The organism is Candidatus Chloroploca asiatica (assembly GCF_002532075.1).
In the GTDB taxonomy this organism is placed as follows: Bacteria; Chloroflexota; Chloroflexia; order Chloroflexales; family Chloroflexaceae; genus Chloroploca; species Chloroploca asiatica.
Genome location: NZ_LYXE01000078.1, coordinates 45,193 through 63,504, shown reverse-complemented (window position 1 = coordinate 63,504; position 18,312 = coordinate 45,193). Strand labels below are relative to the sequence as shown.

Here is an 18,312-nt window from a genome sequence, read left to right as displayed (position 1 = left end):
ATTTGTATGACCAATCCTGATTTGACCGCCAAATATGAAGAAGAGCGGTTGCGTTCGCATGCGCAATCGCAGGTTGTTTACCTCCAGGGCCAGATTGATGAGCTCCGTCGCTTGATCAAAGAGCAGACGAATAAATATAATCTGGTGGTTGAGCAGGTGCGGAAGACCGAGAGTATGGTCGCTCAGGTTCAGACTCTTTTTGAGCGCCATACGAATGAGGTTGCCCAGGCAACCGAGACCGTCCGTCGCGATGTGACGAATTTGCGCAAAGAGGTCGCCGGGGCGCTGGTCAAGATTGACGAAGGGGTGCGCCCGATTCGCGATCTTCAGACGCAGATCCAGCAGATTGCTGAAGCCCGCAAGACTGATCGTGATTATATTGCCTCATGGCTCGGGCGGGTTGAGCATATCGAGCAGCAGATACCAACCATACAAGCTCAGTTAAAAGAATTTGATGATCGTCAGCGCCAGATTCTGCTTCAACTCGACCGCTTGCGTGAGGCTGATACGGCGACGGTGCAAGAAGTTCGCCGCGTCAATGACGAGTTACAGATCGAGAAGCAGAGCCTGCGCCGCCAGTCGGTTGAGGCGCAGCAATTGGTAGCCGATGTCTTTCCCGTCTTGCAAGAGCATGCCTCGCGCATTGAACGCATTGATGAGATTCGCCAGCATATCAATCTCTTTGCTGAAACCCTCCCGGCTCAGATTACTGAGGTTGCGAGCAAGTTGCCTGATATCAATGCCGAAATTAAGCGTATCGAGCGTATTTCCACCGAGCGCTTTTTGATGAATCAGGAGCGGCTGGAGGATGTGCGGCAGCAGGCTGATGAGAAGATTGGTGATTTGCAAGAGGCCGATGAGCAGCATTTGCGTCAGTTGACCAATTGGCTAGAACGGATTGATAGTTATATCCGCGAGATCGAGCAACGTCTGACGGCAACGGTGTCCAAGATGGAGGTGACTGATCAGGCGCATATTGCGCGCATCACTGAGATCGAGCGTCGTGAGATGGAACGTCTCAATGCGTTGCTCGTGTCGTTGCGCGGGGTTGTGGAACGCAACCAGACGGCGCTTATCGAGGCAAAGGGTGGGGAAGCTGCGCTCTAAGCCAGTTGCTAGACGCACAAAAACGTCCGCAACGCGGACGTTTTTGTGCGTCTAGTAGCCGGTTTGCACTGCTCAGACACGCTGGTTGGTGCGGCGTAGCAGAAAGATCCGTGGATAGAGCCCACCTAGATCGACGCGCAGGTTTTCGATGAGGCGCCAGGTGGTCATCGTTGCGAGCAGGCGTTCCATCAGGCGTACTTCGTGCGAGAGCAGGGCGCAGCGGGCGTGGGGGCGGGCAACCCGAGCGGCTTCTTGCAAGAGGGCTGGGTAGAGGTCAAGGTTTTCGTTGTGGCTGCCGACCAGATGACCAAAGGGCAGATCGGCGGTAATGACATCAACGCTGCCATCTGGCAACGGTAACTTCCGGGCGTCCCAGGGCGTGATTTCGCAGCGATCGCTCAGCCCGGCGGCCTCAAGGTTGGTGCGCGTACACGCTAGGGCTTCACTGTTGATATCGCAGCCAATGGCGCGCTGTGCTCGACCGAGTTGCAGGCGTTCGATCAACAGGGTGCCGGAACCGCATCCCAGGTTGAGATAGAGATCATCCGGGGCCGGGCGGGTCAGTAGCGCCATCGCATGGGCGACCGGGCCATTCAACGCCCCCTCACGATTACAGACGCGCCACGCTCGGGTTGCCAGTGGGCGCGGGGTCAGGCGTACGAGCAGATCCCAGCCTTGCCCGCCTGTGCCGCGCCGCAAGCGCAAAAGCAGGTCGCCATCGTCTTGCCCGCGTTGTAGCCCGAGGCTCCCGCTCAGTTCATCTTTGAGCCGTGCTAGGACGGAAGATTCTGCACCGGCGGCACTGAGATAGAGCGTTTGAAAGCTACCGCGAGGATGGAGGTTCAGCGCTGTTTCGGCAAGCCCCACGGCGGTGCGCAGATGCTGATCGCCAAGCAGGGCGCGCGGGCGCGGTATGGGGAAGTGTTTGACCAGGTAGACCGAGGTTGCCAGGCGCAACGTAAAGAGTCGTTGCAAGGGGCCATCGTAGTGGACGGTCAGAACACCCGGAGTTTGACCTGGTGCGAGCCGTGCGCCCCGCCCAAGGCGCTGGATCTCTTCACGGGCAAGGCTTTCTAAACCGGCGGCGACCACAACTTCAAGGTGATATGGCATAACAATGTTTCCGCAACTGTTCAATCCGGCGCTTGCAATGAGGCGAGAAAAGTGCGATCGGCGTCGGTAAGCAGGCCAGCCGCATTGGCCCGTTCAAGCAAATCGGGCCGTCGCAGCCAGGTACGACGCAGGCGCTCTTGTCGACGCCAGCGGGCGACTTCACCGTGGTGCCCCGAGAGCAAGACCGGTGGCACGGCTTGCCCGTCCCAGACAGCAGGGCGCGTGTAGTGTGGATATTCGAGCAGATAGTCGCTGTGACTCTCTTCGGTGATCGACGCGGCATCAATGACGCCCGGCACCAGGCGGGCAACGGCATCAACGATGACCATCGCGGCCAGTTCGCCGCCCGTCAGGACATAATCGCCAATGCTGAGCTCGCGGGTGATCAGGTGCTCGCGAACCCGTTCATCAACGCCTTCATAGTGCCCACAGACGAGCAGCAGGCGCGGGTAGGTCGCCAACTCGTGGGCGAGAGCCTGGGTAAAGGTTTCGCCATCAGGACTGAGCAGAATCACAGGTGGATCGTCTTCGCCACGCACGGCGCGAATTGCGGCGGCCAGGGGCTCGGCTTTCATTACCATGCCTGCGCCACCGCCATAGGGGGCATCGTCGGCGGTGCGGTGGCGGTCGGTCGCCCAGTCACGGATATTGTGCATCTGCACCGTAATGTGCCCGGCCTGCTGTGCCCGTTTGAGGATGCTTTCGGTCAGTGGCCCGGTAAACATCGCCGGGAAGAGGGTCAAAAGATCGAATTTCAACTGAGACTACCCAGATATTGAGCGAAGAAGCTACGGACACGGTGACAATACTCAGGCCGGTCAAGAAAATAGCCGCCGCAGTGTTCGACCCCTGGCACAACCCAGAGGGTACGTGGTTCACTGGCAGCCTCATAGAGGCGGTAGGCGTGGGCAACTGGCACGAGGCTATCGTCCTGGCCGTGGATGATCATCACCGGGCGAGGGGCAAGCTGGCTGATCGCATCGAGCGGGCGCACATGGCTAAAGCGATACCCGTGGCGGCGATGGACGAGTTCGTCGGCGGCAATCACCAGCATAGCGGCAGGAATGCGCAGGGTTGCACGAATGCCGTGCGCGACCACATCGCTGCCTGAGGTAAAGGCACTATCGGCGACAACTGCCGCAATGCGTGGCTCACTCGCCGCCGCGAGCAGTGCGACTGCGGCCCCCATCGAGAACCCGACGACCCCAATGGGCAACGCTGGCGCACGCTCGGCAGCAAACACAACGGCAGCGTGCAGATCGTCAACCTCGCGGCTCACCAATGTTTGCGGCCAAGGATCTGAGTCACCGCGCCCACGAAAATCAAAAACCAGCACACTATACCCGGCCCGCCAGAGCTGCGAGCCAATGCCGAGCAGATCATCTTTGGTGCCACCGTGCCCGTGGCACCCGATCACCACACCGCGAGGCGCCTCGTGAACCAGCCACCAGCCACGCAGGCGCAACCCATCGCGGGCGACAAAACTGACGGTCTCAAAAGGGATGCCCAGTTCCCATGGGGTAAACGTATAGCTATCCATAAACGAGCGGCGCGGTTCGGGACTGACGCGGTTGGTCACATACCAGGTTGCCCCGACGGCTCCGCCCGCAAGACCGAGTGCCGTCGTGAGCAAAAGAGAGCGCAATGAAGAACCTGTTTGCATAGAGTTGCCGTAAGGGATTACTTTTTTGCTTGTATCTTTGCTATTGTACCTCAAAATGTACGGGGCGGCAGCCATGTACATTTTGAGGTACAATAGATAGGTAAAGACTATTGAAAAGGAGCATTTTGCATGAAAACATACACCAAGCCATCAGACAGCGAATTGCGCGAGCGTTTGACCCCAACGCAGTATAAAGTGACCCAGCACGAAGGTACCGAGCCAGCCTTTCACAATGAGTACTGGGACAACAAAGAACCGGGGATTTACGTGGATGTCGTCTCGGGCGAGCCGCTCTTTAGTTCGCTCGACAAGTTTGACTCGGGAACCGGGTGGCCGAGCTTTACCAAACCACTTGAACCAGATCATGTGGTTACCCGTACCGATCGCAAACTCTGGATGACGCGCACCGAGGTTCGTTCACGCAACGGCGACTCACATCTGGGCCATGTCTTTGATGATGGCCCCACCCCGACGGGCATGCGCTACTGCATGAACTCGGCCTCGCTCCGCTTTATCCCGGCCTCGAAGCTGGAGGAAGAGGGTTACGGCGAATACGCCGCCCTCTTTCGCTAGCTGCGGTGATGGAGACAACCACAACCAACCAGCGCAGCTGGTTGGTTGTGGTTGCCCGTTTAAATAATCGCCTTGCGCACGCGTGCTGAAAGCCACTCGCTGATCAGCACCATCACAAAGATGACCACAAAGATCATGCCTGCCCGATCCCATTGCAGGGCATTGATCGAGGCATTCAACGCAATGCCCAGACCACCTGCGCCGACCAGGCCGAGCACGGTTGACTCGCGGATATTGATATCCCAGCGAAAGACGGTCACGCCGGTAAAGGCTGGCAGTACCTGTGGGAGATAGGCGTAGGTCAGTACCTGGAAGCGACTGGCCCCAGTGGCGGTAATCGCCTCAATTGGTTCGATGCTGGTCTCTTCAATGGCTTCATAGAAGAGTTTGCCGATAAAACCGATCGAGCGCAGACCAATAGCAATAATGCCTGCGAGTAACCCCGGGCCAATCAGTGCTACGAGTATAAGCGCCCAGATCAGCGAATTGACCGAGCGCGACACGACAATGATCAGCAGGGCAATGATGCGGATCACCGGATGCGGCGTCGTATTCCGTGCGGCGAGAAAGGCAATCGGTAAGGCAATGATCAACCCCAACAGGGTACCCAGGGTTGCAATGTTGACGGTATCCCACAACGGCTTCCACAGTTGGCTCATGTAGTCCCAGCGGGGCGGAAACGCCCGGCGAACCAGTTGCGCAAGCTGTTGGGGCGCATCAGCGACAAACTCCCACCGCGTTGCCCCCGAAATAATCTGCCAGCAGCCGATGACGACCACCGTTGAGACGATCCACCAGGCCCATCGCTTGAGCACGGTGGCCCGGTCGTACCGTTGCCAGACCCGCCGATCCTGTTCGAGAGAGACTGGCATTATTGGAGCCTCCGCCGGATATGACTTGAGACGATTTCGGTGGTCATAACGAGTGCAATAATGATGATCAGAATAGCACTGGCAATATCAAAATCATACCGCGTAAACGCTGTTTGCAACGTCGCGCCAATGCCTCCGGCGCCGACCACGCCGACGATAGCTGACTCGCGCAGATTGATATCAAAGCGATAGATGCTGAGGCCAACGAGGCGAGGCGAGACCTGTGGCAAGACACCATAGGTAACAGTCTGGAGCCATGAAGCACCGGTTGTACGGGTCGCCTCGACCTGGGCTGCGTCAATCTCTTCAATATCTTCGGCGAGCAGCTTCGCCAGAAAGCCAATCGTCGCGAAGCTTAGGGTCAAGACCCCAGCCAGGGGCCCAAAGCCAAACATGACGACAAAGACGATCGCGATAATGACCTCTTGAAACGTGCGCGAGATAGTGATCAAGCCCCGGCAGAAGAGATAGATCGGCATAGGAGCCATATTGCGGGCTGCGCCAAAGCCAATCGGAATCGAAATAATGACCCCGATAACGGTGGAGACAACCGTCATGGTCAGACTCTCGATGAGGCCGGCCTGAATATCGCGCCAACGGGTCGTGAAATCGGGTTGCAGAAAGCCGGCGAACATGCGGCTGCCCCGATCAAGGCCACGGATAAGGCGATCAACATTGATATTGATCGAACTAAGCGCAAAGTAGAGATAGACGACCACACCGATGATGATCAACCAGCGGAGGCGTGGATCACTAATGAGTGGCGGTGGGCGCCAGCGTCGGGTTGAGTTTGCCTTGATGCTCATAGCTACACCACCGGATCAAACCGCCTGGCATCGGCGATCTGAGCTTGCGCTTCGGTTGCAGGATCTTCTTCGGCCTTGAACTGACCTTCCCAGTTCTCTTCGCCATAAATATCAGTCAGGCGGTCAGCCGTCAGGCCTTCGGGCGTGCCATCATACACGAGGGTGCCCTGGCGCAAGCCAACAATGCGTTGGGCAAACATCTGGGCCAGGGGCACATCGTGGATATTGATAATCACTGCCAGGTTGCGCTCGCGGGCAAGCTCGGTGATGAGGCGCATAATTTGACGGGAAGTTTTGGGGTCAAGGCTGGCGGTAGGTTCGTCAACCAGCAGAAGATCGGGTTGTTGGATGAGCGCACGGGCAATACCGACGCGCTGGCGCTGCCCTCCCGAGAGCGCGTCGGCCCGTTTATCAGCAAACTCGGCGAGGCCGACCCGGTCAAGCAACATAAACGCATGATCAATATCGGTCTGAGGAAACCGGCGAAACCAGCTTTGCCAGAAACCGACATACCCCAGACGCCCCGAAAGCACATTTTCCATCACTGTCAGGCGTTCGACGAGGGCATACTCCTGAAAGATCATCCCGATCCGACGTCGGGCACGGCGTAATTCGCGTGCATTGAGGCTGACCATTTCCAGATCTTTCAGCCAGATACGCCCCGAGGTTGGCTCGACCAGGCGATTGATACACCGGATCAAGGTACTCTTGCCTGCCCCGGAAGGGCCAATCAGCGCCATAACTTGATGTTCAGGCACCTCAAGATCGACTCCTCTGAGGGCGTGGTCGCCCGTGGGATATTTCTTTACAATCTGTTCGAGACGTAACATGCAGTCGGGCCTCTCTTCTCTTGGCTCAAGCATCACTATATCTTCGCCCGATGCGCCTGTTTCACGGGCGCATCGGGCGAAGATATAGTGATGCAATATATCTTACGGTCTCTACGGTTGCGTATAGACAACCCCAAGTGCAGCGTCAATTTCGCGAATCACGGCCCAGTACTCTTGGTACGTAATCGGAATGAACTGAGCTTCGCCCGACTTGCTGAACTCTTCCTCAAGCGATGAACCCGCCCACTCGAAGCTAAAGAAAGCCTCGCGCACCTTCTCGGCCAGGGCCGGGTCAAGGTTGTAGACATGGCCATAGCCGGTGGTGGGGAAGGTATCAGAGGTGTAAATCGTGCGGATCTGGTCTGCTGTCAAAGCACCACGCTCGATCATACGGGTCATGACCGAGTTGGCAATTGCCGCAGCTTCATAGTCTTCGTTAGCAACACCAAGGATCGAGTTGTCGTGACCACCCGAGAAGGTTGCCTCGAAATCGGTTCCTTCAACCATCCCAAACTGGGCGTCGAGCAGGGCCGACGGTGCCTTGAAGCCCGAGTTCGACGTTGGCGAAGTGAAGGCGATCTGGCGACCACGCAGATCTTCGATGGCCTGAACATCACTCCCGGCAGGCACGATAATTTCCATTTCATACCCAAAGGAGCCATCCTCGGCGGCCATCATCGCAAAAGGGACAAAACCGGCAAAGTTGACGGCAAAGGGATTGCTGCCAGTATTAAAGCCGGCAACGTGCAGGCGACCGGCGCGCATTGCTTCAAGCTGGGCGGCATTCGATTCGACCGGGAAGAACTCAACCTTCTTGCCTGTAACCGCTTCCATGTGGGTAAGGAAATCAGACCAGACATCGCGGTAGACCGCTGGATCTTCAACCGGGGTATACGCAAAAATCAGGGTATCTGGATTGACCCACAGGGCAGGATCAGTGGGGGCATCGGCCACAAGATCGCCATCGGCGTCACAAAAACGTGCATCCATCTCGGCTGGGCGCGGGCAAGCTTCGGGGGCTGCAGCCGCCGGGGCTTCTGACGCTGCAGTTGGTGGCGCCGCCGGGGTTGCTGGCTGAGCACCACAGGCCGCCAGGATGATGGTGGCGAGCATCACCATTGCCAGGATACGAAGATTCACAAGCATACGCATCGGGTATCTGTCCTTTCATTCGAAAAATCTGACCCCAATTACTATAGCGATTGATGTTAAGAGAAGATGAAACGAACTTCAAGCATATGTTAAGAATCTGTTGAATCGAGGTTGTTGTGGTACGATACAGATCTCAAGGTATGTTCATCTGTAGGAGCTTATGCCCCTCACGTTTCGTCTGGTGCTAACCTATCTTTTTGTGACGCTGGTCGGGCTTTTGCTTGTTGGCGGGGGCTTGCTCGCGTTGACTGGGCGGTATCTCGAAACGCAGCGGGTGCAACAGTTGCAAGCGCAGACGGCGATCTATGCGGCGCTACTTGGTGAACTTGCCGCGACACCCGCCCAACTGCAAGCCCTTGCCTCGCCCCGTCCTGGGGCTGATTTGCTGCCCGTTGATACCCAGGCTCGTCTCTTTTCGACGACCGGGGTGCTCCTGCATGGTGATCCTGGTCTGGGGCCATTTCCGAGTCGCCCGGTCCTTTCCCTGATAGCCCCGCCTTTCCCGCTCCCTGCTTCACAGGTTCAAAGTCGTCACTATGCGGCCAGTCCGATCACCGGGGCTGAGGGGCCAATCGGGGTGGTTGAGCTTTCGCGTGCGACGACGGCTGAGACGCAGTTGCTTGCGGCTTTGAGGCGTCTGGTGGTGCAGGCTACCCTTGTCGCAGCGCTGGTGATGAGTCTGGTTAGTGTGATGGTTGCACGGGGCCTGGTGCGCCCGCTTACGCATCTGACCGGGCGCGCCGAAGCCCTCGCCGCACGCTATGGCCCATCTGGTTCGTCTGATCCTTCGCGTAGCCGCGACGAACTGGTGGCGCTTACCCAGAGTCTCGATCGCCTTGAGGCGGGGGTGCAGGCGTATCATGCCCGTATTCAAGAGCTTGAGCAGATGCGGGCGCATTTTTATCGCAGTCTTTCCCACGAGTTGCGCACACCACTCACGGTGATGGCGACGACGCTCGAGAATCTGGCCGAAGCCCTCCCCGAGGCGCAACGCTCGAACCTTGCGTTGCTTGAGAGCGAAACGGCACGCTTGGGTCGCCTGGTTGATGACTTGCTCCGTCCTCCTGATGATGGGCGCCTCCGTTTACTGACGCGCACCTCGGTTGATCTTGGTGAACTCGCAACTGAGGTTGTCGCTATGCTGATGGGGCGCGCACGGCGTGCCGGCGTGACGCTGACCGCGGTCCCTTCCCCTGTGCCACTGAGCATTGCTGGTGATCGTGACCGCCTCAAGCAAGCGCTGCTGAACCTGATCGATAATGCCATCCGCGTAACGCCACCGGGCGGTGTGGTGAGCGTGCAAAGCTTGCCAGGGGCGACTGGTGCACAGGTGCTGGTGGAGGATACCGGCCCCGGTGTCCCAGAGGCATTGCGTGAGCGTATCTGGCAGCGGGGCATCCGTGGCGGCGACCCGGCTACCGATGGCAGTGCTGGCCTGGGGCTTGCGCTGGTGCGCGAGATTGCCGAGGCGCATGGTGGGCGGGCGTGGCTTGAGGTGACGAAAGCGTCTGGGGCACGTTTTGGGCTTGAGGTTCCTTATAAGGTGCGGTGAAGTTCGTGTATACTGCAACAGAGCAGATGACGGCGCGACGGGCGAGCCGAGCGCGTCGAGTTGCAACGTAAGGAACGGGTGTGGTTGCAAGTGGGGTGCGGCAGCAACTGATCGGGCTCTTTGAAGTTACCCGGTTTACCAATAGCCTCTATGCAGGGATGTATACGCTGGTTGGGGCCTATCTGTCTGGTGGCGTTGGGGCGCTCTGGTCGGGGGCGGCCTGGGTATCGGCGGTGATTGTTGGTTTGGTGGTGGCCTTTGGCTTTGTCATCAATGATATGGTTGATGTGGAAGTTGATCGTTTTGCCAAACCCCATCGCCCGCTTGTCGCCGGTCGCTTGAGCCAGGCCGAGGCCCGGAGCTTTGCCCTTGTGCTGGCGAGCCTGGCCCTTGGCCTGGCCCTCGTGCTCGGATGGCTCTCAGTTGCCCTGGTTGCGACGACCCTTGCCTTGGCAACCTTCTATTCTTTTGTGCTCAAAGGAACGGTGCTGCTCGGTAATGTATGCATGGGCGTCTTAATTGCGCTGATTCCGCTTTTCGGTGCCCTTGCCGGTGGCGGCATTACCCCGGCGGTCTGGGTTGTGGCAGGGTTGATGTTCCTCTTTGATGTGAGCCATGAAGTCTTGAAGACAACGGCTGACCACGAGGGCGACCGGGCCGCTGGCTTGACGACGGTGGCGACGTATGCCGGTGTGCCGGGTGCGATCCGCATCTTTCAACTGCTCGCGCTGCTCTTTTGTCTGGTGGCTTTGCTGCCCTGGCCGCTTGGCCTGGCTTCGTGGGCCTATGCGCTTGCCCTGTTGCCCTGTGCCCTGCTGCCGACGCTCTTTGTGATCGTGCTTTTGCTGCGTTCAACGAGTGATGAAACGATCACCTTGAGCCTCAAAATAATGCGCTATATGTGGATCACGAATCTTCTTCCTCTTCTTTTGCTTAGCTCACGATCTTGAAGCAACAACGACACATTCTGGTAATTGGTGGAGGTCTCGCTGGCCTGGCGGCAGCGCGGTATCTGCAAGCGGCTGGTGCTACGGTAACGTTGCTCGAACGTGAGCGGGAGGTTGGTGGGCGTGCGCGCACCGCCCTGGTTGATGGCTACGCCTTTGAGCTTGGGGCCGAGTTTCTCGCCAGTTTTTATACGCGTACCCTGGCGTTGGTTGGTGAACTTGGCTTGCACCAACATCTGCAGCGTATTCCCCGTAGTTCGGCCATCTTGCGTGACGGGCAACTCTATCCGCTGTGGCCTAATCTGCGTCTGGCCTTCACCCATTTGATCAGGTCACAGCAGAAACTGCCGTTGACGTACCTCCTCGCTTCACTGGCTCGTCACCGCACTCGGCTCGATCTCTATGCATTTCACAAAGCCTATCCAATTGATGACCAGGATGTCAGTAGCTATGCACTCGCCCACTTCTCGCGTGAGTTGCTCGAATATGTGTTGCAACCACCGATCGCAGGGATTTTCTACTGGACACCCGAGCGTACCTCGCGGGCACTCCTGTTGTTGGTGCTCAAGGCCGGGTTTAGTCGACCGACCGGCTTGCAACTCTTTACGCTGCGTGGTGGTCTGGGGGGGCTGGCACGCGCACTTGCCGGTGATCTTCAGGTACGCCTGGGTGTCGAAGTACGTACCATTACACCCCAGACCGAGGGCGGCTACACGCTCCACGTTCAGGATGAGGATGGGGTCGCGACGCTTGAGGCTGATGGCATTGTGATCGCAACCACGGCAACAGCGGTGCCTCATCTCTTGCCCTGGCTTGATCACGAGCGCCGGCGTTTTTTCGAGGCAATTGTCTATTCGCAAACCGCCAACCTTGCGCTTGGGACGCGTACACCTTTGCCTCAAGCGACCTACGGCCTGCTCTTTCCTCGCCGAGAGACACCCTTCCTTGCCTCGGCGACGTTGCAAACGGTCAAAGATCCGACCACGGCGCCCGCAGGTCGTGCGGCGCTCTGCCTGCACCTGAGCGGGCCGGCCACCGCAGCGTTGCGCCAGCAAGATGATGATACCCTGGCACGTTTGATGCTCGCCGATCTCCGGCGGCTCTTGCCGATGTACGATCCGACGCCTGGCCTCGAGGTGCAACGGCTCTACCGGTGCCCCGAAGCGCTCCCCGAATTCAATGTCGGCCACTTCCAGCGCCTCAAGGCATTTGCTGATGGGGCCATCGAACAGGGCCAAATCGTCTTTGCGGGTGACTACCTGGGGGGCCCATTTATTGAAGGGGCGCTGGTCAGCGGTGAGCAAGCCGCCCAGCGTTTATTGCAACGCATGGCTTGAGTAGTCTGTCAACGAAGTTTTCTGGGAGTGGACGTGGAGGCGAACCACACGACCCGTTTTGCGAACGGCGGGGCATCCTTAACGTGGCGTCGCAAAATCTTGTGTCCAATAATATTTGTAGAGGCTCGTCTCGTTGTGCGTATAGCCGATCCCGATCTCGGTGAGGGCACAGTTGAGCATGTTGGCGCGATGACCATCGCTGTTGTACCAAGCCTCGACAACCTGCTGCGGACATGTATAGCCTGCCGCGATATTCTCGGCGGCCCGGCTGTAGGTATAGCCTGTAGCACGAATGCGATCCCAGGGTGATGACCCATCAGAGCCGGTGTGCGAGACAAAATTGTTAGACGCCATATCGTCGGTATGGCGCTGGGCCGAGGTAGTCAACAGGGGACTAAGGGTTAACGGGGCACATCCGGCCTGCGCACGGTAGGCATTCGTCGCGGCAAGTACCTCATTCACAAACAGTTGCTGTTCGGGAGGGATAACAATTGGTTCGAGTTCGATCCGCGCAAGGAAAGGCAGATAGACGGTTAACGCACGCGTAGACGGCGCATTGGTTGTCGTCATACCTTCGGCTGAAGGCGCTTGCACGCTTGAGGTGGTATACAGGCCATGCTCAGGCCCACCTGCCCTTGTTTGCACGATGGGCAAAATGAGCAGGAAGAGCAGGAGGAGACGTGACGCGATCTGCTGATGCACGAACTGGTTACTTCTGGTTTTCATAGAAAATACCCTGGGCTAGGTTGAAAAAGGATAAAGGGTAGTAGATCTAGTATAGCACCGCAATGGCACCAGAAACACACTAACTTGCCGCTACTTGGCTTCTGTACTATGATGAAACAGAGCGTGCTGCCGAACGAAGAGAAGGAAACGACAAACCCAATGAGGACAACCATCTTGCTCATCCGCCATGGTGAGACCGATTGGAATATGATAGGCCGTTGGCAAGGCCACGCCGATGTGCCACTCAATGCGATCGGGTTGCAACAGGCTGAACTCGTTGCCAACCGTCTGGCGACTGAGGGCCGCCGTTTCGATGCGATCTACAGCAGCGATCTTGCCCGCGCATCCGAGACCGCCAGGGCGATCGGGGCGGCGACCAAGGTTGACGTGCAACTGCTGCCGAGCCTCCGCGAGATCGATCTCGGGGCCTGGAGCGGGCTCACCTACGAGGAGATCAAGGCGAAGTTCCCCGAGGAAATAGCCCTGCTCGACCAGAACATCGACATGCCCCGTGGTGGCGGTGAGTCGCTGAGCGATCTCCGTAACCGGGTGGTCGAGGCAGTTACGGCGCTTGGCAACGCGCATCCAGGGCAAACGCTCGCCGTGGTCACGCACGGTGGGTGCATCCGTATGTTGCTTGCGCACGCGGATAATTATGCGGGTGACGGCTTCAAGCGCTTTCCCCATATCGGCAACACCTCGATCAGCGTTATCGAGGTTCAGGGCGATCACTGGACAATGAGCCTGGTGAATGATATGAGCCATCTGACCGCCACCAACGAAGCCGAGCTCATCTCGGCCCCACCAGACGACGCCGAACAGCCAGCCTTGTGAGCTTGATCCGTGATTGGTGAGGGCTGAGCGCCCCAAAAACCCATGCGTGTGCTGGTGAAAAGGGCCAGCTTCGCAGGCCCTTTTCGCCAGCACACGCGGGCTTCCTGTACCACAGGCCCGCAGGCAAGGAAGCGCCATGACCTCAGCCATACAGAGCGAACAATATACCATCGAAACCCCCGAGGTCGTCACGATTGAATATGTAGTGGCCGGAGTTGCCTCGCGGTGCCTTGCCGCAAGCGTTGATACCACCTTGATCCTGTTGCTGCAGGCTACACTCAGCCTGGTGATGGTTCCGCTCGCGAGTAGCAACAATTTTGGCACCATCATCCTCGCCCTGTGGGCAACGCTCGCTTTTGCGGTACTCTGGGGGTACTATGTCAGCTTCGAAATGCTCTGGTTAGGGCAAAGCCCCGGCAAGCGCATCTTCGGCTTACGGGTGATGCGCGAAGGTGGACGGCCCCTTGATTTCAGTGCGACAGTGATCCGCAATCTCGTGCGGATTGTTGATTTCTTGCCATTTGGGTATGGCCTGGGCGTCCTGGTCATGTTTGCCGATCACCGCGCCCGCCGTCTCGGCGATCTTGCTGCGGGAACCCTCGTCATCCGCGAAGATTACCCCCTGTCGCTGGAGCAGATCGCCCGTGGCCTCGATCCGGTGGTGGTACCTCCGCGCAACAGTGCCGCGCCAACATCACCTTTGCTGCCTAATCTCCACCAGGTAGGCCCTAACGACTACGCGCTCGCCGAAGCCTTCTTGCGTCGCCGTGAAACCCTCCACCAGGAAGAACGCCAGTTGCTGGCAACTGAACTCGCCAATGCGCTTCGTACACGGCTTGACCTGCCTTCTGATGGTGATGCCGAACGTTTTGTTGAGCACTTTGTGCGTGAGTACCGGATTTTTTATCTGGTCGGTCAGGAGTAATGTCATGGCTCACGTGAAAACAGCCAGCATTGCTGGCTGTTTTCACGTGAGCCGGTTAGGGGTAGGCAAAGCCGGTTGGTGGCACGCAATGCGCCGGCGGCGCACCACCGGCAGGACTGTTTTCACGCGAGCGCATGCACGGCCCCGTTGCTGGCACGCGGCTCAATCAGCGTTGGCGACAAAACGAAAGCCGATGATGACCTTATCTTCGGCGCGCAGGACACCGATAATGTCGGGTGGGTCAAAGCCGAAGTCGGTCATATTGACTTCGCCGCTGGCCTTGCCGACCATCTGCGCACCGTCGAGTTGGCTGGTGACGGTAAAGGTGACCGAGTTGGTCACATCACGTACCGTCAAATCGCCGGTAATCATCAGTGTAAGCTCTTCGCCATCAGTGTATTGCTCAGGCAAGCCCTCGATCAGCGTAGGCACAAAGGTAGCGAGGGGAAAGCGGGCCGACTCGAGCCAGCGATCACGGATTGCATTGTCACGACGAGGGCTATCCGAGGCAAACGCACTGATATCAATTTCAATCGGCCCCATTGTACTATTCTGCGGATTGGCACGATCAAGCTCTATTTCGCCGTTGATCTGCTGCGTTCGGCCTACCGCAATGGCATACCGGTTGCCCTGATTCAGAAAGACCTCGCCAACCTCGTACGTCACCTCGGATGAGGCAGGATCAATGCGAAAGAGCTGGACTTCAGGCGCTTCGCTGGTCGCTGGCGCTTCGGTAGGCGTTGTTTCATCTGGCTGAGCCACTGGTTCAACTGGGGTTGTTGCCGCCGGAGCAGCGGCAGGAACCGTCGTGGCCACGGTAGCCGGGGCCTCGGTTGCGACAGGGGCTGCGGCTGGTGCGCTGCCACATGCGGTGAGCAACCCGGCCAGCAAGACAACCACGATCATCTGTAGACGCATCAAATCCTCCTGATATCGGTAGCATACGTTGTAATCTTCAATTTCAACGTACACCGCTTCACAAGTCGCGTCAAGTGAGCATTTGCTGAGAAGATGGCGCAGGCCGCCAAGATCAACAACATACATCCAGTTGCACGGCCCTCACGTACCTACTACGATAACAAAACTTGTTATGCTGAGCTCAGCGATGCTTCGCTGCCGTCGGGACGCATGAGACCTTAACCGGACTGAGCCCTGTCAGGGTTACAGACTCGTGAGTAGTCTGTAACAAAAGTTTCCCGGTAGCGCCGCCGACCACGAAGAACCCTCACGAATAAACGAATATGGGCTGCCCCATGCGCTCTTCGTTTATTCGTGGCCCCATTCGTGGTCGGCGAACGACACAGGACGATTGCATCTTCCGTGCATGCACCCCACCAGGGCACCCGCAAGGGGTGCCCCTACAGGGCCGGGGGTCGGATCCTGTGTAGGGGCACCCCTTGCGGGTGCCTCGTTGTTGCCGGATGCCGCCGTTTGCGCCGCTGGTTGCATGCACATGCTGCCAAATAGAGCATATTTTTATCCGGTTTCGTATGATGCAATCGCTCTGGCGAACGACACCAGAACACGTACGTTACAGACTCCTGAGTGCTATAATAAAAACAATGCCTATGTTGATACATTCAAAAACACGTATGCCACATGCACAGACACATCGGCGCGAACCTACGACCCGCGCCGCCCGCATCTACTGGACGCTTGGCAATCTCTTGCTGGTGAGCGGTCTCTATCTGTTGGTCTATGTAGGTGGCCTCTACCTCTATGTCGAGCATCTGCGCCTCGCAGCACGCGGTGATAATGATATCGAGATGCCTCCGCTGGTGATCAATGCGCCGAGCATGGCAGTGCCTGATCTCAGTAGCCTGAATCAAACCCGTTCGACCAGCGTACCTGCGGGCAGTAGTTTGCCGCTGCTTGAGCCGTCCGATCCGGGGGTGATCGCGTCACCACTGCCCGCACCATTACCGGCAGATCACGTTTCACATGTCGAGCGTCTGGTTATTCCGAGCATTCAGGTTGACGCGAAGGTGATTGAGGTTGGCTGGGATGTGATCGAGCAGGGCGCGCAACGCATCGCCGTCTGGCAAGTGGCCGAATTTGCCGTGGGCCACCACAAAGGCTCGGCGAATCCTGGTGAAAAGAATAATATCGTGCTAGCCGGGCATGTCGGGGGCTATGGCAAAGTCTTTCTCGATCTCTATTATGTGCAACCTGGTGATCCCATAATTGTGTATAGTGAGGGTCGTGAGCACCTCTACATTGTCACTGAGCGCCTGGTGGTTGACGAAGAGGGCGTGCCGGCTGAGCAGCGGCTGGCGAATGCGCAACTGATTGGCCCAACCGACCGCGAGATGGTGACGATGGTCACCTGCTGGCCGGCGACTGGCCCCAACCGCTTTAACCAGCGGGTGATTGTGCGGGCCGAACCGCCAGGAAGCGCGTATGGTGGGCAGCCCTGACGCCGAGTGGGGGCACGGCACCGCCGTGCCCCAACGATCAAAAGGCGCCTTTGCCCTGAAGAACCACGATGATCGTTTTGAATAAAATTTGCAGATCGAGAAAAAACGAGTAATTCTGAATATAATAAAGATCGTCTTCGGTGTGGAGGTGCATCGGGCGATGGCTGCGGCCATTGATTTGCCACCAACCGGTCATGCCAGGGGGGACGCGAAAACGCTGCCATTGCCACGGTTCGTAGTCAGCCGCGACGACCGGTACCTCGGGGCGTGGCCCGACGAGGCTCATTTCGCCACGCAGGACATTGATCAACTGGGGCAATTCATCAAGGCTGCTGCGGCGCAACACGCGCCCAAACGGAGTAACGCGGGGATCGTCGGCTAGTTTGTAGATTACCCGGCCATCTATATCGTGGGTGACCACCTCTTGCCAGCGTTGCTCGGCATGCTCGTACATACTGCGAAACTTGAGCATACGAAAACGCCGCCCCTGTTCGCCCAGGCGTTCTTGCAAAAAGAAGACCGGGCCAGGTGACTCGCGGCGAATCCGTAGCGCAATGATCAGCATAAGCGGGGCGAGCAACACGAGCAAGAGACTGCTTGCCGTCAGATCAAAGAGGCGCTTGAGGACACGCTGGGGATAGGTGAGGGCTGGTTCGCGCAGGCTGATCAAGGGAATGCCGCCCACTTGCTCGACAGGTGTACGGGCAAAAGCGAGGTCAATCACATCCGGGATCATATGCACCATCACCGGTTGCTGCAATAGCGCTAGCGAAATGCGCGCCACCACCGCGTGTTCTTCGGGTGAGAGCGCAAAGATGACTTCATCAATCTGGTGTACCCTCACCAAATCAGGCGTCGCCTGCACCGTGCCCAGGTAGGGCAACGCGCTCTTTGGGTCAGCCGTTGCATGTACATAGCCAGCGACGAGCATGCCCGACCAACGTGGGGTCGCAAAGGTCTCGGCGAGACGCTCGGCGGTACTCGCTTCGCCCACCACCAGCACCCGCCGATGCAACGTCTGTGGTGTGCGTCGATGCAGATAAAACCGTATGCCGATATGAATCAAAACAAGTGTACTTAGATTCAGGCCAGCAAAATAGAGAAACTGAAGCCGTGAGACATCGCGCAGCGAGAGGTAGAGCATGCCAGCAAAGGTGAGGGCAGCGAGAGCAATTGAGGCCACGAGCCAACCAATCGCCTCGACGAGACTACTGCGCAAGAGGCGCCGATGTGGACCGATCAGGCCAAAGATGATCGTCCAGAGGATCGCAACAGCGAGATAGAGCCCCCAGGGAAGGGAGGTTTGCGCTGAAGTGATCTCGCGGCCAAATCCAAGATAGAGACGCAACTGCGAGGCAACCCAAAGGCAGCCCAGGGTTACGCTAAGATCAAGCGCCAGAATGAAGATAGCTAAACGTGCCTCGATCCGTTCGCGCATACAACATGCCCTCGTTCTAC

General features: G+C 57.9%; 18 protein-coding genes. 8 read left to right on the top strand and 10 right to left on the bottom strand.

Features of this window, described 5'->3' with window-relative positions; all coding sequences use genetic code 11:
• The first annotated feature begins 6 nt into the window (after positions 1–6).
• The gene (locus A9Q02_RS09170; protein ID WP_097652191.1) at positions 7–1,107 is read left to right on the top strand and encodes a coiled-coil domain-containing protein; all 1,101 of its coding nucleotides are present in this window, start codon (positions 7–9) and stop codon (positions 1,105–1,107) included.
• A gap of 72 nt (positions 1,108–1,179) precedes the next feature.
• Here A9Q02_RS09170 and A9Q02_RS09165 read toward each other — a convergent pair whose 3' ends face one another.
• The 3 genes from A9Q02_RS09165 to A9Q02_RS09155 are packed head-to-tail and all read right to left on the bottom strand — an operon-like array spanning position 1,180 to position 3,883.
• On the bottom strand, positions 1,180–2,220 hold the full coding sequence (locus A9Q02_RS09165; protein ID WP_097652189.1) for a methyltransferase domain-containing protein: 1,041 nt from the start codon (positions 2,218–2,220) through the stop codon (positions 1,180–1,182).
• Between the two features lie 20 nt (positions 2,221–2,240).
• Complete coding sequence (trmD, locus tag A9Q02_RS09160) at positions 2,241–2,978, bottom strand: tRNA (guanosine(37)-N1)-methyltransferase TrmD (protein WP_097652187.1); 738 nt, start codon at positions 2,976–2,978, stop codon at positions 2,241–2,243.
• A complete protein-coding gene (locus tag A9Q02_RS09155) occupies positions 2,975–3,883 on the bottom strand; it encodes an alpha/beta hydrolase (RefSeq protein ID WP_097652185.1) in 909 nt (302 codons plus the stop codon). Before A9Q02_RS09155 ends, trmD begins: the two co-directional genes overlap by 4 nt.
• 129 nt (positions 3,884–4,012) lie before the next feature.
• On the opposite strand from A9Q02_RS09155, the gene msrB reads away from it, so the two are divergent.
• Positions 4,013–4,456, top strand: a complete 444-nt coding sequence (msrB, locus tag A9Q02_RS09150; protein ID WP_097652183.1) for a peptide-methionine (R)-S-oxide reductase MsrB — start codon at positions 4,013–4,015, stop codon at positions 4,454–4,456.
• A 59-nt stretch (positions 4,457–4,515) separates the two neighbouring features.
• On the opposite strand, the gene phnE (A9Q02_RS09145) is transcribed toward msrB, so the two are convergent.
• From phnE (A9Q02_RS09145) to phnD, 4 genes are all read right to left on the bottom strand, one after another.
• Positions 4,516–5,328, bottom strand: a complete 813-nt coding sequence (phnE, locus tag A9Q02_RS09145; RefSeq protein WP_097652181.1) for a phosphonate ABC transporter, permease protein PhnE — start codon at positions 5,326–5,328, stop codon at positions 4,516–4,518.
• Positions 5,328–6,134 (bottom strand): phosphonate ABC transporter, permease protein PhnE, encoded by an 807-nt coding sequence (gene phnE / locus A9Q02_RS09140; RefSeq protein ID WP_097652179.1) that lies wholly within the window; start codon positions 6,132–6,134, stop codon positions 5,328–5,330. Before phnE (A9Q02_RS09140) ends, phnE (A9Q02_RS09145) begins: the two co-directional genes overlap by 1 nt.
• 2 nt (positions 6,135–6,136) lie before the next feature.
• Positions 6,137–6,964 (bottom strand): phosphonate ABC transporter ATP-binding protein, encoded by an 828-nt coding sequence (gene phnC, locus A9Q02_RS09135; RefSeq protein ID WP_097652177.1) that lies wholly within the window; start codon positions 6,962–6,964, stop codon positions 6,137–6,139.
• A gap of 111 nt (positions 6,965–7,075) precedes the next feature.
• A complete protein-coding gene (phnD, locus tag A9Q02_RS09130) occupies positions 7,076–8,116 on the bottom strand; it encodes a phosphate/phosphite/phosphonate ABC transporter substrate-binding protein (protein WP_216361486.1) in 1,041 nt (346 codons plus the stop codon).
• A gap of 160 nt (positions 8,117–8,276) precedes the next feature.
• On the opposite strand from phnD, the gene A9Q02_RS09125 reads away from it, so the two are divergent.
• From A9Q02_RS09125 to A9Q02_RS09115, 3 genes are all read left to right on the top strand, one after another.
• Positions 8,277–9,668: a sensor histidine kinase gene (locus A9Q02_RS09125; RefSeq protein ID WP_097652175.1), complete on the top strand. Its 1,392-nt coding sequence runs from the start codon at positions 8,277–8,279 to the stop codon at positions 9,666–9,668.
• 80 nt (positions 9,669–9,748) lie between these two features.
• The gene (locus A9Q02_RS09120) at positions 9,749–10,618 is read left to right on the top strand and encodes a UbiA family prenyltransferase (RefSeq protein ID WP_097652174.1); all 870 of its coding nucleotides are present in this window, start codon (positions 9,749–9,751) and stop codon (positions 10,616–10,618) included.
• Positions 10,615–11,952 carry a protoporphyrinogen/coproporphyrinogen oxidase gene (locus A9Q02_RS09115; protein ID WP_172450818.1) on the top strand — a complete coding sequence of 446 codons (1,338 nt, stop codon included), beginning with the start codon at positions 10,615–10,617 and terminating at the stop codon, positions 11,950–11,952. The genes A9Q02_RS09120 and A9Q02_RS09115 overlap by 4 nt, the downstream gene beginning before the upstream one ends.
• A 78-nt stretch (positions 11,953–12,030) precedes the next feature.
• Here the strand turns inward: A9Q02_RS09115 and A9Q02_RS09110 are convergent, their stop codons facing one another.
• Positions 12,031–12,678 (bottom strand): CAP domain-containing protein, encoded by a 648-nt coding sequence (locus A9Q02_RS09110; RefSeq protein WP_097652170.1) that lies wholly within the window; start codon positions 12,676–12,678, stop codon positions 12,031–12,033.
• A 159-nt stretch (positions 12,679–12,837) separates the two neighbouring features.
• Here A9Q02_RS09110 and A9Q02_RS09105 point away from each other — a divergent pair, with 159 nt between their 5' ends.
• Positions 12,838–13,512, top strand: coding sequence for a histidine phosphatase family protein (locus A9Q02_RS09105; RefSeq protein WP_097652168.1), 675 nt, complete (start codon positions 12,838–12,840; stop codon positions 13,510–13,512).
• A 136-nt stretch (positions 13,513–13,648) separates the two neighbouring features.
• Positions 13,649–14,437: an RDD family protein gene (locus A9Q02_RS09100; RefSeq protein WP_097652166.1), complete on the top strand. Its 789-nt coding sequence runs from the start codon at positions 13,649–13,651 to the stop codon at positions 14,435–14,437.
• Positions 14,438–14,599: 162 nt separating this feature from the next.
• On the opposite strand, the gene A9Q02_RS09095 is transcribed toward A9Q02_RS09100, so the two are convergent.
• Positions 14,600–15,355, bottom strand: a complete 756-nt coding sequence (locus A9Q02_RS09095) for a YceI family protein (RefSeq protein ID WP_172450816.1) — start codon at positions 15,353–15,355, stop codon at positions 14,600–14,602.
• Positions 15,356–16,029: 674 nt separating this feature from the next.
• Between A9Q02_RS09095 and A9Q02_RS09090 the strand changes: the two genes are divergently transcribed.
• Positions 16,030–16,854, top strand: a complete 825-nt coding sequence (locus A9Q02_RS09090) for a sortase (RefSeq protein WP_097652162.1) — start codon at positions 16,030–16,032, stop codon at positions 16,852–16,854.
• A 37-nt stretch (positions 16,855–16,891) separates the two neighbouring features.
• Here A9Q02_RS09090 and A9Q02_RS09085 read toward each other — a convergent pair whose 3' ends face one another.
• On the bottom strand, positions 16,892–18,292 hold the full coding sequence (locus A9Q02_RS09085; protein ID WP_097652160.1) for a sugar transferase: 1,401 nt from the start codon (positions 18,290–18,292) through the stop codon (positions 16,892–16,894).
• Positions 18,293–18,312: the final 20 nt, after the last annotated feature.

Excerpts from the sequence above, each read along its gene's own strand:
- A9Q02_RS09170 (WP_097652191.1), top strand. The coding sequence starts at position 7 with ATGACCAATCCTGATTTGACCGCCAAATATGAAGAAGAGCGGTTGCGT.
- A9Q02_RS09165 (WP_097652189.1), bottom strand. The coding sequence starts at position 2,220 with ATGCCATATCACCTTGAAGTTGTGGTCGCCGCCGGTTTAGAAAGCCTT.
- A9Q02_RS09155 (WP_097652185.1), bottom strand. The coding sequence starts at position 3,883 with ATGCAAACAGGTTCTTCATTGCGCTCTCTTTTGCTCACGACGGCACTC.
- msrB (WP_097652183.1), top strand. The coding sequence starts at position 4,013 with ATGAAAACATACACCAAGCCATCAGACAGCGAATTGCGCGAGCGTTTG.
- phnE (WP_097652181.1), bottom strand. The coding sequence starts at position 5,328 with ATGCCAGTCTCTCTCGAACAGGATCGGCGGGTCTGGCAACGGTACGAC.
- phnE (WP_097652179.1), bottom strand. The coding sequence starts at position 6,134 with ATGAGCATCAAGGCAAACTCAACCCGACGCTGGCGCCCACCGCCACTC.
- phnC (WP_097652177.1), bottom strand. The coding sequence starts at position 6,964 with ATGTTACGTCTCGAACAGATTGTAAAGAAATATCCCACGGGCGACCAC.
- phnD (WP_216361486.1), bottom strand. The coding sequence starts at position 8,116 with ATGCGTATGCTTGTGAATCTTCGTATCCTGGCAATGGTGATGCTCGCC.
- A9Q02_RS09125 (WP_097652175.1), top strand. The coding sequence starts at position 8,277 with ATGCCCCTCACGTTTCGTCTGGTGCTAACCTATCTTTTTGTGACGCTG.
- A9Q02_RS09110 (WP_097652170.1), bottom strand. The coding sequence starts at position 12,678 with ATGAAAACCAGAAGTAACCAGTTCGTGCATCAGCAGATCGCGTCACGT.
- A9Q02_RS09105 (WP_097652168.1), top strand. The coding sequence starts at position 12,838 with ATGAGGACAACCATCTTGCTCATCCGCCATGGTGAGACCGATTGGAAT.
- A9Q02_RS09100 (WP_097652166.1), top strand. The coding sequence starts at position 13,649 with ATGACCTCAGCCATACAGAGCGAACAATATACCATCGAAACCCCCGAG.
- A9Q02_RS09095 (WP_172450816.1), bottom strand. The coding sequence starts at position 15,355 with ATGCGTCTACAGATGATCGTGGTTGTCTTGCTGGCCGGGTTGCTCACC.
- A9Q02_RS09090 (WP_097652162.1), top strand. The coding sequence starts at position 16,030 with ATGCCACATGCACAGACACATCGGCGCGAACCTACGACCCGCGCCGCC.
- A9Q02_RS09085 (WP_097652160.1), bottom strand. The coding sequence starts at position 18,292 with ATGCGCGAACGGATCGAGGCACGTTTAGCTATCTTCATTCTGGCGCTT.